Origin of the sequence: Burkholderia sp. MSMB2157WGS (assembly GCF_001532755.1) — a bacterium.
In the GTDB taxonomy this organism is placed as follows: domain Bacteria; phylum Pseudomonadota; class Gammaproteobacteria; order Burkholderiales; family Burkholderiaceae; genus Burkholderia.
Genome location: NZ_LPJG01000031.1, coordinates 25,810 through 42,145, shown reverse-complemented (window position 1 = coordinate 42,145; position 16,336 = coordinate 25,810). Strand labels below are relative to the sequence as shown.

The 16,336-nt window shown below is 64.7% G+C and carries 17 protein-coding genes; 10 read left to right on the top strand and 7 right to left on the bottom strand.

Annotated elements, in window-relative coordinates; all coding sequences use genetic code 11:
• The coding region (locus WT53_RS34450; RefSeq protein ID WP_156447904.1) for a DUF3400 domain-containing protein at window positions 1-86 on the top strand (86 nt) is incomplete at its 5' end.
• 50 nt (window positions 87-136) lie between these two features.
• Here the strand turns inward: WT53_RS34450 and WT53_RS32950 are convergent.
• Entirely contained in the window at window positions 137-1,057 is a 921-nt protein-coding gene (locus tag WT53_RS32950; protein ID WP_179949048.1) for a thioesterase II family protein, read from the bottom strand.
• Window positions 1,058-1,193: 136 nt separating this feature from the next.
• Between WT53_RS32950 and WT53_RS25255 the strand changes: the two genes are divergently transcribed.
• The 7 genes from WT53_RS25255 (at window position 1,194) to WT53_RS25225 (ending at window position 7,613) form a co-directional block, all read left to right on the top strand.
• The gene (locus WT53_RS25255; RefSeq protein WP_034208808.1) at window positions 1,194-1,904 is read left to right on the top strand and encodes an ABC transporter ATP-binding protein; all 711 of its coding nucleotides are present in this window, start codon (window positions 1,194-1,196) and stop codon (window positions 1,902-1,904) included.
• The gene (locus WT53_RS25250; RefSeq protein WP_034208807.1) at window positions 1,901-3,292 is read left to right on the top strand and encodes an ABC transporter permease; all 1,392 of its coding nucleotides are present in this window, start codon (window positions 1,901-1,903) and stop codon (window positions 3,290-3,292) included. The genes WT53_RS25255 and WT53_RS25250 overlap by 4 nt, the downstream gene beginning before the upstream one ends.
• A 61-nt stretch (window positions 3,293-3,353) precedes the next feature.
• The gene (locus WT53_RS25245) at window positions 3,354-3,788 is read left to right on the top strand and encodes a FixH family protein (protein WP_230624945.1); all 435 of its coding nucleotides are present in this window, start codon (window positions 3,354-3,356) and stop codon (window positions 3,786-3,788) included.
• A gap of 59 nt (window positions 3,789-3,847) precedes the next feature.
• Window positions 3,848-4,990 (top strand): DJ-1/PfpI family protein, encoded by a 1,143-nt coding sequence (locus tag WT53_RS25240; RefSeq protein ID WP_034208805.1) that lies wholly within the window; start codon window positions 3,848-3,850, stop codon window positions 4,988-4,990.
• Between the two features lie 112 nt (window positions 4,991-5,102).
• Window positions 5,103-5,885 carry an outer membrane lipoprotein-sorting protein gene (locus WT53_RS25235; RefSeq protein ID WP_034208804.1) on the top strand — a complete coding sequence of 261 codons (783 nt, stop codon included), beginning with the start codon at window positions 5,103-5,105 and terminating at the stop codon, window positions 5,883-5,885.
• On the top strand, window positions 5,885-7,153 hold the full coding sequence (locus tag WT53_RS25230; RefSeq protein ID WP_034208803.1) for a hypothetical protein: 1,269 nt from the start codon (window positions 5,885-5,887) through the stop codon (window positions 7,151-7,153). Before WT53_RS25235 ends, WT53_RS25230 begins: the two co-directional genes overlap by 1 nt.
• Window positions 7,154-7,220: 67 nt before the next feature.
• A complete protein-coding gene (locus WT53_RS25225) occupies window positions 7,221-7,613 on the top strand; it encodes a RidA family protein (RefSeq protein WP_034209439.1) in 393 nt (130 codons plus the stop codon).
• A gap of 19 nt (window positions 7,614-7,632) precedes the next feature.
• Here WT53_RS25225 and WT53_RS25220 read toward each other — a convergent pair whose 3' ends face one another.
• The 6 genes from WT53_RS25220 to WT53_RS25195 all read right to left on the bottom strand — a co-directional run bounded on the left by WT53_RS25220 (window position 7,633) and on the right by WT53_RS25195 (window position 13,874).
• Complete coding sequence (locus WT53_RS25220) at window positions 7,633-8,856, bottom strand: cytochrome-c peroxidase (protein ID WP_230624943.1); 1,224 nt, start codon at window positions 8,854-8,856, stop codon at window positions 7,633-7,635.
• Between the two features lie 58 nt (window positions 8,857-8,914).
• Complete coding sequence (locus WT53_RS25215; RefSeq protein WP_052100380.1) at window positions 8,915-9,877, bottom strand: amidohydrolase family protein; 963 nt, start codon at window positions 9,875-9,877, stop codon at window positions 8,915-8,917.
• Window positions 9,874-10,539, bottom strand: a complete 666-nt coding sequence (locus tag WT53_RS25210; RefSeq protein ID WP_052100379.1) for a GNAT family N-acetyltransferase — start codon at window positions 10,537-10,539, stop codon at window positions 9,874-9,876. Before WT53_RS25210 ends, WT53_RS25215 begins: the two co-directional genes overlap by 4 nt.
• A gap of 13 nt (window positions 10,540-10,552) precedes the next feature.
• The gene (locus WT53_RS25205; protein WP_052100376.1) at window positions 10,553-11,578 is read right to left on the bottom strand and encodes a PLP-dependent cysteine synthase family protein; all 1,026 of its coding nucleotides are present in this window, start codon (window positions 11,576-11,578) and stop codon (window positions 10,553-10,555) included.
• 159 nt (window positions 11,579-11,737) lie between these two features.
• Complete coding sequence (locus WT53_RS25200) at window positions 11,738-13,603, bottom strand: alpha/beta hydrolase (protein WP_034208801.1); 1,866 nt, start codon at window positions 13,601-13,603, stop codon at window positions 11,738-11,740.
• 4 nt (window positions 13,604-13,607) lie between these two features.
• On the bottom strand, window positions 13,608-13,874 hold the full coding sequence (locus tag WT53_RS25195) for an acyl carrier protein (RefSeq protein WP_034208800.1): 267 nt from the start codon (window positions 13,872-13,874) through the stop codon (window positions 13,608-13,610).
• Between the two features lie 173 nt (window positions 13,875-14,047).
• On the opposite strand from WT53_RS25195, the gene WT53_RS25190 reads away from it, so the two are divergent.
• Together WT53_RS25190 and WT53_RS25185 are read left to right on the top strand one after the other, a co-directional pair.
• The gene (locus WT53_RS25190) at window positions 14,048-14,794 is read left to right on the top strand and encodes a TenA family transcriptional regulator (RefSeq protein ID WP_034208799.1); all 747 of its coding nucleotides are present in this window, start codon (window positions 14,048-14,050) and stop codon (window positions 14,792-14,794) included.
• A gap of 13 nt (window positions 14,795-14,807) precedes the next feature.
• Window positions 14,808-16,316 (top strand): AMP-binding protein, encoded by a 1,509-nt coding sequence (locus WT53_RS25185; protein WP_034208798.1) that lies wholly within the window; start codon window positions 14,808-14,810, stop codon window positions 16,314-16,316.
• Window positions 16,317-16,336: the final 20 nt, after the last annotated feature.

The window sequence follows — 16,336 nt, the reverse complement described above, 5'->3', positions numbered from 1 at the left end:
TCGCCCGCCAGGTGCTCGGCGAGAACTGGATGGCCGACTACGTCGCACACGCGAACAATGGCGGGATCGAGCGCGTGATGCTGTGAGGAAACGACCTCGCAAGCCACGCGGGCGCGACGGGTGCCCTGTATCGCGACTATGCGTGTGCGGCCAGCGTCGCGACAACGTGATCCTGGAGTTCGCGCTCCCTGGCATGGATAAAGAAATGATCGCCGTCGAAACGATGAAGCGAGAACGGTCCGTCGCTGTAGCGGCGCCATTCGTGCAATGCGTCGATATCGACATGCGGATCGTGCAAGCCGCCAAATACGGTCAACCCGCAGCGCAACGCGAAAGGCGTATCGGCGCAATATCCTTCGGCGAGCGCCAGATCGGCTCGCAGCGCGCGCAGGAAATGCCGAAGCCAGTCCGGCTCCGACAGCAACGCATCCGGTGTGCCGCCCATCGTTTTCAGCCAATCGATGAGGTCCGCGTCCGACAACCGATGAATCGATAACGGACGAGGGGCAACATGCGGTGCGCGGTGCGCTGCGCAGAATGCGTGAATGGGCCCGCGAAGCCGTCGTCGATCGAGTTCCCTCAGCCATTCGATACCGACGACACTGCCGAAACTGTATCCGAAGGTGCCGAACGGCTTGTCGAGGAGCCCGTTCGTGGCGGTGGCCAACGCATCCGTCATCGCATCCAGCGACGTGGGCGGCGCTTCCGAGAAGCGCGTCTGGCGTCCCGGCAGTTCGACCGCAACGACTTCGATCCAGTCGGGCAGATCGAGCGCCCAGCGCCGATAGAGCAGCGAGCCGGCACCGGCGTACGGGAAGCAGAACAGCCTGTGCGTGGCCGCGGGTCGCGGGCGATGCAGGATGAACCAGGGCGTTATTTTGACTGGCATGCCGATTGAGAGCGGAAGTCGTGACGCGTCGCGGCCGCGATCCGTTCCGAGGCGGCGCGCCGATGACGGTGCAGCGTAATGGCAAGGGCCGGCGACGGGTGCCGTCCGACGGTACAGGTTGACGATCCGCCCCCGGCCGTGATTGTTCGCGAACGCGGGTCGCGACATGCCATCCCGGTAGCGGATGCGCGCCCGGATGCTGCCCCAACGAACAGGTTTTTCCCTACACGCAAGTTGGTATTCTGCGCTGCGCGATCGTCCTGCACCGTGCTGTCGCGGCCTGCCAACTTCGTATATCGAAACCATGAACGCCGTAATACTCGAAGCCGTTGAAAAGTCGTATCTGATGGGTTCCGTCAACGTGACCGCGCTGCGCGACGTCACGCTCGACATTCGCGACGGAAAACTGACCGTCATTGCCGGTGCTTCCGGCAGCGGGAAGTCGACGTTGCTGAATCTCGTCGGATGCGTGGACCGGCCCGACCGCGGCCGCATCGTCGTGGCGGGCGAAGAGGTCGGTCGTTTGTCGGACGACGCGCTGTCCGATTTTCGTGCTCGACGGCTCGGTTTCGTTTTCCAGAACTTCAATCTGCTGCCGGTGCTCACGGCGCACGAAAACGTCGAATATCCGCTGCTTCTCGCGGGCACGCGATTGACGGAGTCCGAACGTGCGCTGAGGGTGCGGGACATGCTCGATGCGGTCGGCCTCGCGGACAAAGCGCATCATCGTCCGGGACAGATGTCGGGCGGGCAGCGGCAACGCGTCGCGATCGCGCGTGCGCTCGTCGCGTCGCCTAACCTCGTGCTGGCGGACGAGCCGACCGCCAATCTGGACAGCAAGACCGGCCAGCAGATCATCGCGCTGATGCGGCGGTTGCAACGGGAGCGGCGCGTGTCGTTCGTGATTTCATCGCACGATCCGCAGGTCATCGCGGCAGGCGACGATGTCGTGCACATTGCCGACGGGATCGTGTCCGGCGTGACGCGCACCGACGACCAGGAGGCGTTCGCATGAAGACCTTTTTGCTCGCGCTCCGCAATCTGCTGCGCAACCGTCGCCGCTCGATCACGACCTTGCTCGCGATGATCGTCGGCGCGCACGCGGTGCTGCTGTTCGGCGGCTATACGCGCAACATCACGTACGGACTGCAAACCGATTACGTGAAGTACGGCGGCCATCTGCAGATCGAACGCAAGGGGTTCTACGAGTTCGGCAGCGGTAATCCTTCCGAGTACGGGATCGACAACTACGAGGCGATCATCGATGCGGTGAAGGCCGATCCGGAGCTGGCGAACATGGTGCTCGTCGCGACGCCCACGCTGCAGTTGCAGGGTATCGCGGGCAACTTCGACGCGGGGTTGTCGCGTACCGCGCTCGCGCTCGGCGTGCGCGTCGACGACCAGAACCGGATGCGCGCCTGGAACGACTACCACTTCCCCGTGACGATCCCGCCGATGGCGCTGACCGGCACGACCGGCGACGCAGCCGTGATCGGGACCGGCCTCGCGCGCGTGCTCGAACTGTGCGGGCCGCTCAAGGTACCCGACTGCAACCCGCCCAGGAAGTCCGCGGACACCACGCCTGCTTCGCCGCTTCCGGGCGACATCGCGGCCCTTGCCGAGGGTACGCGCGTCGCGCCGGCTGCCGGGACGGGCGGCCGGCGGATCGAACTGCTTGCGGCGACCGCGCGCGGGGCGCCGAACGTGGCGGAACTGCAGGTCGTGAAGGCGGAGCGACAGGGCATCAAGGAATACGACGACATGTACGTCGGCCTGCATCTCGCGCAAGCGCAACGACTCGTCTACGGCACCGAGCGGCCGAAAGCGACGGCGATCGTCGTCCAGTTGCGCCATACGTCCGATTTGCCGGCCGCGAAGGCCAGGATCGAGACGCTGCTGAAAACGAAATTCGCGGGTACCGATACGGAAGTCGTCGATTACACGGCGCTGAACCCGTTCTATGGTCAAGCGCTTGCGATGTTCGCGACGCTGTTCGGTTTTGTCGCGCTACTGATCGCTGCGATCGTGTTGTTCACTGTCGGCAACACAATGAGTACGGCGGTGTTCGAACGCACGGTCGAAATCGGCACGCTGCGCGCAATGGGATTGCGCCGGGCGGGCGTACGTCGCCTGTTCCTGTGCGAAGGGTTGCTGCTCGGCGTGATTGGCGCGGTGCTCGGCGTTGCCAGCGCGGCGTTACTCGCCGGCATCATCAACGTCAGCGGTCTGACGTGGACGCCGCCGGGCCGCTCTCCGGTGCCGCTGATCATTCGTGTGTGGGGCGAGAACGACCTGATCGTGGGTACCGCGATCGGCCTGCTCGTCGTGGCGATGCTTTCCGCGTTGCTGCCCGCGCGCCGCGCGTCGCGAATGGAGATTGTCGATGCGCTTCGCTATGCGTGATCGAGCGATCGGATCGGGCGTCGATGAAATGTCGATGAAATCTATTCGTCGGCGGATCGTCATGTTAGCCTTCGCCGGGAGTTGCATCGTCATGCTCGGCGCATGTGGCGCACCGGCCGAGCAGCCGGCACCCGCGGGTCTGAATCTGTCGCTGACGCAAACGACGGCGTCGGGCGCTTACGTCGTGACGCTCGAACCGCCGACGACACCGCCGCCGCTGAACCGGATCCACGCGTGGACCGTTATCGTGAAGCGTGCGTCGGGGGAGCCGGTGCGCGGTGCGCGCATCGATGTCGGCGGCGGGATGCCTCAGCACGGGCATGGTCTGCCGACGCGCCCTCGCGTGGTCGACGGCAACGGAAACGGGACGTATCGACTGCAAGGGATGAAGTTCAGCATGCCCGGCTGGTGGACGATCACGCTGAAGGTCCGGGACGCGCAGCGCGACGACGACGTGACGTTCAACGTCGTGCTGCCGCCGGCAGTGGCGTCGTGACGATCGACACGGGCGCCATGCCTGATTACTGGATGAGTTCCATACACGGAGAGGCTTCAATGCGAAAAGTCATGCTGTACTGGATGCTGTTGCTGCTCGCGCCGTTTGCATCGGGTATCGCGAACCTTGCCCACGCGGGGCCGGCGAGCGAAGCGTCGGCGCCGGGCGTCGCGGCGCCCGCGGCGGCACGCGCGGACCGGCTGCCCGCCTATCAGCCGCGCTTCGGGCGCACGCGCCCGATCGTCGCCGTCGTTGGCGAAAACTACTATACCGAGCTGACCGATTACGTCGTTCCCTATGGCATCGTGGCCGAATCGGGCGCGGCGGATCTCGTCGCGCTTGCGACGAAACCGGGCCCCATCCGGATGTTTCCGGCGCCGATGAACGTCATTCCGGACGAAACCACCGCCCAGTTCGATCAGCGCGTGCCCGAAGGGGCCGACTATGTGATCGTGCCGGCCGTGCATCGCGACAGCGATCCGGCGCTGCTGGCATGGGTGGCCGAGCAGGCGAAGAAGGGTGCGACGATCATCGGCGTGTGCGATGGCGTCTGGGTGGTCGCCCGTGCGGGGTTGCTGGAAGGCCGCCGTGCAACGGGGCACTGGTATTCGATGAACGATCTCCGCAAGAAGTTTGCCGATACGCGCTGGGTCGACGGCAAGCGTTACGTTGCCGATGGCAAGGTCGTCACGACGACCGGCGTCACCGCGACGATTCCGGTATCGCTTGCGCTCGTCGAGGCGCTCGCCGGGCGCGAACGTGCGCTGCAGGTCGCCGAGCGGCTCGGACGCCCTGCATGGTCGTCCGAGATCGCGAGCGACCGCTTCAGCCTCGGTTTGCCGGCGATGGCGACGATTGCAACCAACTACGTGTCGTTCTGGTCGCACGAGGATTTCGGTATCCCGATCGCGCCGGGTGTCGACGAAATCGCGCTCGTGCTCGAGGCCGATGCCTATTCCACGACGTTCCGCTCGACCGCCTACACGGTGGCCGCGAACCGCGAACCCGTGCGCACCCGGCGCGGGTTGACGATCGTTCCCGACCGCGTGGCCGGCGTCGACGCGCCGGCGCGGATGTTGTCTCCGCCGATCACGCGCTATCCGTTGCATGCGCTCGACGCATCGCTGAAGGCGATCTCGTCCGAGTTCGGCAAGCGCACGGCCGCATGGGTCGCACTGCAGATGCAGTATCCAGGCTACTGAGCTGCACCCCGCAGCGTCGCCCCGTTTCTCCCCAAGCTTGCCGGTTCTCCACCCGTTTTCGGGTGGGAGCCGAACTCGTCCCTGTCATTCCGTATTTGCCCCGGAGATTCCGATGCAGACGCATTCGATGGCGCGCCTGTGCGCCGCTGCGATCCTCGCACTTGCCTGCTGTACCGCACACGCTGCGCCCGATCCGCAACGCATCCTCGCCGCGAGCGATGCCGTTCGCAACCCGAGCGAACCGTTTACGCTGAACGTCACGCTGACCCAATACACCGATGGCAAGCAAACGGATTCGAATGCACTGACCGCTTATTCGCGGATCAACCCGACGAGCGGTCAGTTTCGCAGCCTGATTCGATTCGCCGCGCCGGCACGCGATGCGAACAAGCTGATGCTCAAGAGCGGCAACGATCTGTGGTTCTTCGATCCGGCGAGCAAGGCGACGATCCGCATTTCGCCGCAGCAACGGCTGCTCGGGCAAGCATCGAACGGCGATGTGGTCACCGTCAATTTCGCCCAGGGGTATCGTGCCCAGGTCGAGGCGGAAGAGGACGTGCAGGACGGCGAGCGCCAGATGCGCCGTGCCTACCGGTTGAAGCTGGTCCAGAGCGTATCCGACATGACGTATCACTCGATCGAAATGTGGATCGACACGACGGACTCGCGCCCCGTGAAGGCACGTTTCTTCAGCGAGAGCGGCAAGCTTCTCAAGACGGCATTCTATCGACGCTTTCAACAGCAGCTCGGTGCGTTGCGGCCCACCGAGATCGTGATCATCGACGGGCTCAATCCGAATCTCGTGACCGTGATGCGATATGCGGACTACGTGGCGCGGGAGATTCCGGATGCCTGGTTCCAGTCCGATTTCATGGCGCGTTTTCAGCCCGAATGATGACGCGCATCGGCATCGCCTGTATCGCGTTGGCCAGCATGGCGGGCGTATGCCATGCCAACGACGCGGAAGAGGCCGGGCTGGCGCTGGCCGACGCGACGCCGGTGCAGAAGGTCGACGACGGCAAGTACCAGTTCAGTCTGGAACCGGGCCTGCGTTTCGCCACCTTGCGCCCGGGCGGGACGCGGACGGCCACGCGCCTGTCGCTCGACCTCACTGCGCGTCATGCATTCTCGAACGGCTGGGGCATCAGTCTTGCAGACCGGCTCGACCTGAACGGTCCGTGGCGCTTCGATGGCGACTCGGGCGCGATCAACACGCTGAAGGAACTGTATGTGGACGGCCGCGTAGGCGGCGGCAGCACGCTGCTGCAGGCCGGCCGCGTCAATGTGCGGCTCGGCGTCGCGACCGGCTACAACCCCACCGACTTTTTCCGCGACAACGCGGTCCGTTCCGTGACCTCGGTGGATCCCGCGAGCCTGCGCGAGAACCGGCTCGGTACGGTGATGCTGCGCGGCCAGCAATTGTGGGCCGACGGTTCCGTCAGCGTGCTCATCGCTCCACGGATTGCGGATCGCGCAACCGACGCATCGTTCTCGCCGGACTTCGGCGCAACGAATCAGCGCACGCGCTGGATGCTTCAGTTCAGCCAGCGCGTCATCTCGGATCTGTCGCCGCAGATCGTGATCTACGATGACGGGAAGCCCGGCAGTTCGCCGCAATTCGGCGTCAACCTGGTCCATCTCGTCAACAACGCGTGCGTCGGATACGTCGAGTGGTCGGGCGGCCGAGGGCCGTCGATGCTCGCGCGTGCGCTTGGGCAGCCGTACAGCGATGTCGCGTTTCGTTGGAAACTCGCAACCGGCGCGACCTGCACGACGTCGCGCAATCTTTCCTTCACGCTGGAGTATGACCGGGACGGCGCCGCGCTCGATCGTGCGGGATGGCAGGCGCTGCGCAATGGTCCGCCGGCCGGTTACGCAGCGTATCGAACGCTGGCGGCCGCCCAGCAGGAACCCACGACCCGCGACGGGCTCTTCGCGATGGTCAGGTGGCAGGACGCCTGGATCCAGCGTCTGGATCTCTCCGGTTTCGTCAGGTTGAACCTCGCCGATCGCAGCCGGCTCACCTGGCTCGAGGCGCGTTATCGCTTCGCCAGAACCGATGTCGCGCTGCAATGGCAGATCAACGCGGGCACATCGGGAACCGAATACGGCGCGCTGCCGCAGTCGAATCTCTTCCAGTTGCTCGTCAAACACTATTTGTAACGCGGGAACGGATGCCGATCCGTTGCGCGTGACGGGCCGCGTCACCTGCATCAAGGAGAAGAACCGCATGAAACACTTTGTGACCTCGGGCAACGAATTGCCGCAGTGGCCGTCGCCGATCAGCCATGCGGTGGTCGCGAACGACACCTGCTATCTCAGCGGCCAGCTTTCGCTGGATGCCGACGGCCGCTATGTGCCCGGTACGCCGGCCGAAGAAGCGCGGCGCGCGTTCGCGAACCTGTTCCGTGCGATCGAAGCCGCGGGATTCACTCCACGGGATCTCGTGTTCGTCGACATCGCGTTTTCCGACATCGGCGCGCTCGCGGAGGTGAACGGTGTTTATGCCGACCTGTTTCCCGCGGATCGTCGGCCTGCGCGAACCGTCTATCAGGCGGCTGCGTTGCCGTTCGGCGGCCAGGTCAAGGTGATGGGCGTCGCCGTTCGCGACGCGTCGCGCTGACGAACGACGGCGCGGACGGTCAGCGCTCGACGACGGGGCCGGAAAACGCACCGAGCAGCGCTGCGAGTTGCCGTTGCTCCTCGTCCGACAACGCGATCCGCTTCAGTTCGCTATGCCCGATCGCGGCCGCGGGCGCGTCCGCGTAGTGGCGCATCACGGCCTCCAGCGACGCGAATTGCCCCGCGTGCATGTACGGCGGCCGTAGCGCGACGTTGCGCAGGCTCGGCGTCTTGAACGCGCCGAGCATTTGCGGGTCGTCGGTCGAGATGAATTGCAACTCCTCGCACTGTTCGGGCTTCGCGTCGCTGAACGGCCCCATGCAGTTGAATTCGTCGTGCAACACCTTGGCGAGCGCCGCCGCGCGGCCGGGATCGGCAGCCGTCCCGCTGCGCGGCGGTACGCCGATGTTGTGGAATTGCCGGTCGCTCAGCATGGGCCCGGTGTGGCACGTCATGCATTGCCCTTTTCTCACGAACAGGTGAAGCCCCGCTTTTTCGGTCGGCGTCAGCGCGGCGAGCTTGACCGGGTCGCCGGTCCGGACGCCGTCGACATAGGTATCGAAGCGCGAAGGCCCGTACTGCAGCGTCGCTTCGTACGCTGCGATCGCCTTGCCGAGATTCGCGAACACGCGCGACACGTCGGCGCGGGTGCGTTCGTCGAGCCCCTGCCAGACAGCCTTCTCCGTGTCGGTGCCGAGCGGGCCCCCGTCACGGGGCAGCGCGCTCAGGTCGGGCAGCGGTCCGAACAGCGGCTCGTAAGCATCGCGGTAGTGCTCGGCAAGCACATGGGCGGCGCGCAGCCGGGTGCCGCCGTGTTCGTTGTGATCCTCGATCGGCCCGATCGCCTGCGACCACACACTATCTTTGCGGCCGTCCCAGAACAGCCACGGCGCATCGGTCGTGCCGACGACGGGCATCGTGCGACGCATGCCGGTGCCCAGGCCGATCGCCAGCGGTCGTCCGTCTTCGAACTGGCGATCGGGCGTGTGGCAGCTCGCACAGGCGATCGCGCCGTTTCGGCTGAACCGCGGATCGGAGAACAGACGCTTGCCGAGTTGAGCCGCCGCCGCGGACGCGGCCACGCGATTCGACGGGTCGATTTTGACGACGTTCGCGGGCAGGCGCATCGATTCGAGCTGCGCCCGTTCGTCGGCGCGCCATTGGTCCGCCGCGTCGGCGGTTTCCGCCATCGCGTCGGCCCGATGCCCCGGCCATGCGGTCCAGACGAGCAGGGCGCCGATCATCGAGACAGCCGCGAGCCCGCAGTGCGTGCGGGACGGCCGTCGCACGCGACGGCCGGAATCACGCGATCGCATCGATCGTGCGCGATGCCGGCAGCAGCGCGCGCGTATTGCCCGACATCAACCACTTGCGTTGCAGCGGCGCGACCGCGGCGAGCGGGCCATCGGCGGCGAGGAACTGCTCCATGACCTTGCGGTGGCCGCCCGAGTTGCGAAAGACCGGCCAGTCGGTGCCGAACAGTATCTTGTGATTGATGTTCATGCGGAACAGCTCCGCGAGCGCGACCGACCACCCCTGCGGATGCTGGGAGCCGAGAAACGCGCTGACGTCGAGATACACGTTGGGTCGATACGCGCACTGTCTCGCGCACGCGTCGACGTGATGCACGGCGCCGTGCGCGAGGATGAAGTTCACGTCGGGAAAATCGAATGCCGCGCGGTCGAGCAGATCGGGGTGCGAGTACGCAAACTCGAGCGCCGGGCTGGTCGGCCCCACGTGCAGAAGAACCGGCAACCGGTGGGCGCGACAGATTTCGTACAGCGGGTACAGGCGCTTGTCGCTCGGGCTGTAGCCGCACGGCGGATAGAGTTTCAATCCGGAGAAGCCGTACTCGACGACGCCTTTCTCGAACAACGCGACACCATCCGCGCCCCAGCGCGGATCCATGCCGCCGAAGACGTGAAAGCGCTCGCCGTGACGCTGCAGAATCGCATGATGCTCGGCATACATCTCGGCGATCGTGAGATCGCTTTTCATCACGTACGTGAAATCGGGCAGCAACACCACGGCCTGTTCGATGCCGGCCGACGTCATGTCGGCCGCCAGTGCATCGCCGAAGTGGTCCTGGCTTTGCGCGAGGTAGGTATCGAGCAGTTCCGATCGCGATTTCCGTACGCCATTGGCGACGAGGCGGACATGAACGTTGGCGCAGAATCCCTCGAGGAACGCAGTGGGGATGAAGCGCGTCGACGCAATGTGGCAGTGCGAGTCGATGATCGGTCCGTCGTAGATGGCGTGGCTCATACCGATGCTTTGACGGGGACGGTGCGGCCGGCGTCGCGACCCATCAGCATGCCGAGCGCACGTTCCTTGAGATCCGCCACGCGCTGCATCATGAAGTGGCCGGCATGTATCTTCCCGTTCGCGCGGGCGTAGTCCGGCAACGTGCCCCACGTCTGAAAACCGTAGTGTTCCCATACGCGGTGAGCGGGCGTGCCGTCTCGCACGTCGAGCGTCAACAGTTCGACGTTGTCCCGATCGCATTGCAGCGCGATCTCGACGAAAGCGGCAGGCAGCACGCCACCGCCGCGACAGGCGTCGTGAATCATGCCTTTCGCGAGATCGGTGATATGGCGATTGTTTGGGTTCAGGTTGCGGCGCAACGTGCACAGGCCGATCAATTGCCCGGTGTTCGCGAAGATCGTCAGCAGGCGAACCTTTTCCGCGGCGAGATTCGAGCGAAGTTCCTCGAGATAGCGGCTCGCTTCCGCGTCCGTGATCGTTTCGGCGAAGCCGATGATCGGCGTGCTTTCGCTCGTGCGCCGCATCAGTTCGACGATCTGCGCGCCCAACGCGTCGTCGACGCCGTTCGTCCAGCGATAGGTGACGTGCGTGGCGTTGGCCTTCGGCAACGCGATCGGATACTGTGCGCCGTCGGCAAGCAAGGTACGGATGGAGTCGTTCATGGGTGTCCCTGGATCACGTGGTTTCGAGGGCCACGGCGCTTTCGGCGCGTGGCGGGGTCGGGGAGGTGTACAGATCGTCGAGCACGGCCTGGAGGCCATGATCGACCAGCCACTGATCGTCGTAGATCGTGTCGAGATACTTGGTGCCGCTGTCGGGCAGCACGAGCACGATGTTGGCCGGGCCTTGCAAGGTGGCGACGTAGCGGCGTGCGGCCTGCGCGATGGCGCCGGACGAACCGCCGAGCAGCAACCCTTCGTCGAGCGCGAGACGACGGCAGCCGGCGAATGCATCGCGATCGACGATGCGCATCGTTTCGTCGACGAGATGAATCAGGATGTTTCCGGGCTGAAAGCTGAGCCCCGCGCCATTCTGCAGATGCGGCCGGTACGTGCCGCCGAACACGACCGAGCCGTCGGGCTCGACACCGATCACGCGGGTGGCCGGATCGCGCTCCTTCACATAGCGTGCGATTCCGCTCAGATGGCTGCCCGTGCTGGCGGACACGATCACGGCGTCGAGACGATCGGCGAGCTGGGAGACGATTTCGGGCCCGGTGGAGTAATAGTGGGCGTCGATCGCGGCCGGATTGTTGTATTGATCGAGGTTCACGCAATTCGGCACGCTCGCGGCGATCGCTTTCGCGACCGCAATGCGCTTGCGCTGATAGCTGCCCGTCTCGTCGGGGTGTTCGACCATCTCGACTTCTCCGCCGAATGCCCGCACGAGATTGGCATTCGTCTTCGGTGTCTTCGGATCGAGCACGCAAATGAAGCGATAGCCGCGCGTGGCGCACAGCATCGCAAGCGCGTGCCCCATGTTGCCCGACGTCGATTCGACGATCGACCAGCCCGGCTTGAGGCCATGGCCGCGCTCGGCCTGGCGGAGTAACTGAAGCGCGCTCCGGTCCTTGACGCTGTTGCCGGGGTTGTAGCACTCGAGCTTTCCATACACGCGGATTCGCCTGTGTTCGTTCGACAGGCTTTTCAGATACAGCAGCGGCGTATCGCCGATCAGTTCGACAAGGCTGTTTGCGTACATTCGAAATCTCCGACCAGCGGGTTGGCGTTGGCTTGTGCGTCGTTCGCGCGTAGCGCGACGCGATCGGCCGCGTGTGATCCGGCTTGCTTCACAGTGCGACTTTAGTGATCGATGCCCCGAGCCTGTAACTGTCCGAACGGGCATCGGAAGGCTCGTGCGTCATAGTTCGCCCGACTCCATCTCCATCTCGCCACGGTCGGCCGCCGGGAGGACTCGCAGTCTCGGATGCGGCAGTGCGTCGGGTGTCAGCGCCCGATCGCGGACGAACGTGCCGACGAGTTGCGCCAGCAGCACCGCATTCTGGTGAACCATGTGATGACTGCCGGCCTGGAGCTCGACCCGGATCGGACGAAGCTGGGCCGACGTAATAGCTCGCGCACGTATCGCGCATGTCATTTCGTCGTATTCCCCGGTCACGAGCAGCGCAGGGATGCCGGCGATCGATCCGTCGCGTTCGGCTTCGATCCGATGGGCGCGAAAATTCAGCAATTGCTGGCTGTATTCGATCATGTTCGCCGCCGACACGAACGGCGCGTGCAGCCAGTGACGAGTTGCCGAATCGGGTAGCGCGAACATCGATGCGTGGCCGCCTTCGCGTACGTCGTTTCGCGCCCGCTTCTCCAGAAGTCCGATCATCGATTTGGCCATGCTGTCCGCTGCCTTCGGCATGCGCGCGACGAGCGAGCACATCGTATTGAGATTGTTCTCGTAGGCGCTGTCGGCGCCGTCGTAGTCCTGCGCGCCGGCAAACGACGGGGCGATCAGGCTCATCGACGCGATGCGGCCGGGCAGTGCGCGGGCCAGCGCCAGCGCATATCGGGCGCCTCCGCACCAGCTCGCGACGTGAATCGCGTCGATTCCCTCGACGTCGAGCAATTCAGCCACGCTTCGCGCGTAGCGGTTCGGTGCATCGGGGCTCGAATAATAGGCGCGTGTCAGCCCTGCATCGCCTGGCGCATCGCTTGCATCGTCCGCCACATAGAGCGAAAAATCCGGTGCCAATCCGGCCGCGAAGTCGTGCCACACGTCATGCGGGATGCCGAATGCGTTGATGAGCAACATGGCCCGCGGGCCGCGCCCGGCAGTGAGATACCCATGCCCGCTGCCGGTCGTGATCCGGCGCGCCGACGGCAGGTCGACCCATCGAGGAGCGTCGCGCCGCTCGTGCCGGGCCGCGTGAGCGGCAACGCGTGAAACGATCCGGGCTCCCCAGTCGAAGCCGTCGCAGTGCAGTCGGTGAGAAGGGATGTCGGCCGGGGGCACGTGCGCGTCATTCGCGTATCCGAGCATGTGCTCGGCATGCTTCAGGTTCGTTTCGAGTAGCGCGAGAACGGCATCGGAGCCGGCTTGGTCAGCATCGCTTCGCGTCGGAATGGGCGCACATCGCGAGACGCATTCAGCGAGTTCGCGCCACGCGATACGCCGATCGCCACGCACCACGTGAAGCCCGGGCGACGCTTCCGTCGCGAGCCAGGCCAGCACCGCTTCAGCCGTCAGCAGGCAGGCCGTGCCGGCAGTTTCGGCAGGCAACGCCAGTGGTTCTTGCTCGAAGTACGTGTCGGCGCGGCGACGTACCTCGAACACGGTTTCGGCGACAGCGTCGGCGAGCGTGTCGAGTGACGCCAGCGAGAGCGTATCGCCTTCGCCAATGGCCCTAGTGCCGTCCGCGAGCGGGTCGCCGAGCACGACGATGCATGCGTTAGCAACGGATGCGAAAGCAACGTCGAGCGCGGCCGACAGGATGCGGGGCAAGGACGCGAATGCGCGCGTGCGACGCATCTCGGGATCGTCGACGACGACGGCGAGTCGCCCGGAACCGGGCGCGTTCAATGCGTCGCGGAGTCGAGCGATGCGCGTATGCGCGTCGAGCGCCGCAGTCGCTACGCCGGCCGATGCCGCATCGCCGGCGGCATCGGCCGCTGCGCGCAGCGCGTCGAGATCGCAGGCATCCAGCAGGCAGACACGGTCGTAGCCGCCGGCCGTCGGCATCCTGCATGTGTCGAGCGGATGATCGTTCGTCGTCATCTCGTTACGCTTTCACCGACAACAGCATTTCCACCAGATCGACCGCATCGCCGATGGTTTCGAGGTTCGCGACCTGTTCCGTGTGAGATGCAAAGCTGATGCCGAGCCGATCCTCGGTCAGTGCCATCAGCGACAGCAGCGAGATCGAATCGAGCATCAGATCCGACGTCAGCGACGTTTTCCGCGTCAGCATGTTCGGCGCAATATCGAGCGCAGCAATCTGCGGAATCAGTTCGGTAAGCGTAGCGAACACGTTCGCGTGGTCGTCCATCGGATTCTCCAAGTGCCGTAGGGGTTCCGCTTTATAGCGTCAAGCCACCGCACTGCCTACCTGCACTCACGTACAGGGTTGGCGCAGCGATGGAAACAGTCGCCCGAACGGACAGGTTTCAGTCTTGAAAGCCGCCATTACATTGCCGGTTACCTCACCGACAGGGAACGATCATGACCCTCACCAAAGAAGCCGTGCTGATGGACAAAGCGACGTTTTCCCGCGCGCTGCGCGAAACGCTGGACGAGCAGCTCACACTCGATCATCCGATCTTCGCGGAGTTGTTCACGCCTCAGAAAAACTGGCGCTTGCTGAAGATCATCACGCTCGAGGGATACCAGATCACCCGGTACTTTCTCGAGTACATCGAGAATCTGTACTTCCGCTGCCCGTTTCCCGACCACAAGCGCCGGCTGCTGTACAACCTGTTCGAAGAGGAAACCGGGCGCTTCTCGAAAACGAAGAACCATGTCGAACTCATGGAAGACTTCATTCGCGCGCAAAACATCGGTGACGAGGAGCGCGATGCATGGACGCCGTCCGAGGCCACGCGCGAATTGATCGACTATCGCCTCGAGAACTGCAAGGGCGAGGGTACCTACCATATCGGCGCCGCCGCGGTGATGATCGCGAGCGAAGGGCAGAGCCTGGAAACCCGTGCGGGCGACGCGCGCCACTCGATTCTGGCGAAGTGCTACGGGCTCACCGAGGAGGACACGCGATTCTTCTCCGTTCACCAGAAAGAGGACGTCGCGCACGTCGCCGAAGGCATCTCGCTCGTGACCGACCTGTGCACGACCGTGGAGATGCAACAGGAAGCGCTGTTCGCGGTGCGCCACACGTGCAAGCTGTTCTGGAACATGTATGAAAGCGCCGCGCAAAAGTACTACGCGTCCGCGGAGGGCGTCGCGCACGCGTGACGGGACAACGCCGATGATGACCTTCGACGATCTCGTCGCGCGCTTGCGCGACAGCAGTCATACCCTGACCTTTGTCGACGACAAGGGTGCCGAAACCGTCCGGACATTCCACGACTTGTTCGAAGACGTGCTCGCCACGGTCGAGCGCGGCAAGGCAATCGGCCTCGTACCCGGAGCGCGCGTCGGCATCGCGGCGCCGAATGGTTATCCGTGGATGGTGTGGGATCTGGCGTGCATCGAGCTCGGCTGCGTATCGGTCGCTTTTCCGAACGATGGCCTGCTCGGCACGTGCGACGCGTTGATCGAGCGCTACCAGCTGAGCGTGCTGGCCGTGGACGCACGATGGCTCGATACCGCCGGCGCGATCGCCGGGCGCGTCGTGGATATCGATCCCGCCAGCCGCGGCGATTCGCACGCGCGTATCGAGCCGGTGCGGGTGGAGCATGTACCCGATACCCATTCCCTGGTGTTCAGTTCGGGCACGACAGGCAGGACCAAAGGGCTCGTGATGAGCCGCAGCGGTACCGCGCACTTGCTCGATCTGTATGGCGACGCATTCGGCGTCGCGCCGGGCGAGCGGTTCCTGACGTTCTTGCCGTTCGCGAACTACCAGCAACGGATGACGTACTACTTCTGTCTGTATCACGGGATCGACCTCGTGTCGGTACCGTTCCACGGACTCTTTCCGGGTCTCAAGCGACACCGTCCGACGTTCGTGATCGCGCCGCCGGTGCTGTACGAAACGCTGCATACGCTGGCGCGAGCGGCTGCCGGACCGGGCAGCGACCCATCGACGCTCGCCGAGCGACTGAGCGCGCTGACCGGCGGCAACATCCGCTACATGGTGACCGGGATGGCGCCGATCAAGCGCACGGCGCTCGATTTCTTCTGGGATTGCGGGATCGAGCTATACGAGGCATTCGGGATCACCGAGGCAGGCATGGTTGCATGGAACAAGCCCGGACGGGTACGCGTCGGGTCGGTCGGCCAGCCGGCGGAGCCGGGCAGCGTCTCGTTGCTGGAGGACGGTGAAGTCGTCGTCACACGGAATGCACTGCTGTCGCTCGGCTACTTCGATGCGCCGGAAGAGGATAGTCGCGCGACATTCATCGCGCCGAATGCGGTAGCGACGGGCGACATTGCCGAATTCGACCGAGACGGCTTTTTGCACGTCGTCGGGCGCAAGAAGGACGCGATCATCACGAGCAACGGCGAGAAATTCCATCCCGAACCGATCGAGGCGCTGCTGTATCGCGATCCGCGTGTCGACGTGGCCGTCGTGATGGCGGGCCCGCAAGCGGGGCTCGGCGTCGTTATCGCGACGCGCCGGCCGGACGATCCCGAAGTCACCGACGCGCTGCGCGAACTCGTCCGTGCGGTCAACGGCACGCTGCCCGCACAACGGCAACTGGTGAAGGTGATTTTCACCGACCGCGCATTCGACGTCGAAAGCGGATTGCGCACGCGCAACCTCAAGCTCAATCGCCGCGCGATCGCGGACGCGTTCCTGCGACACGCATGAGATTCCCCCCGTGTGCGAGC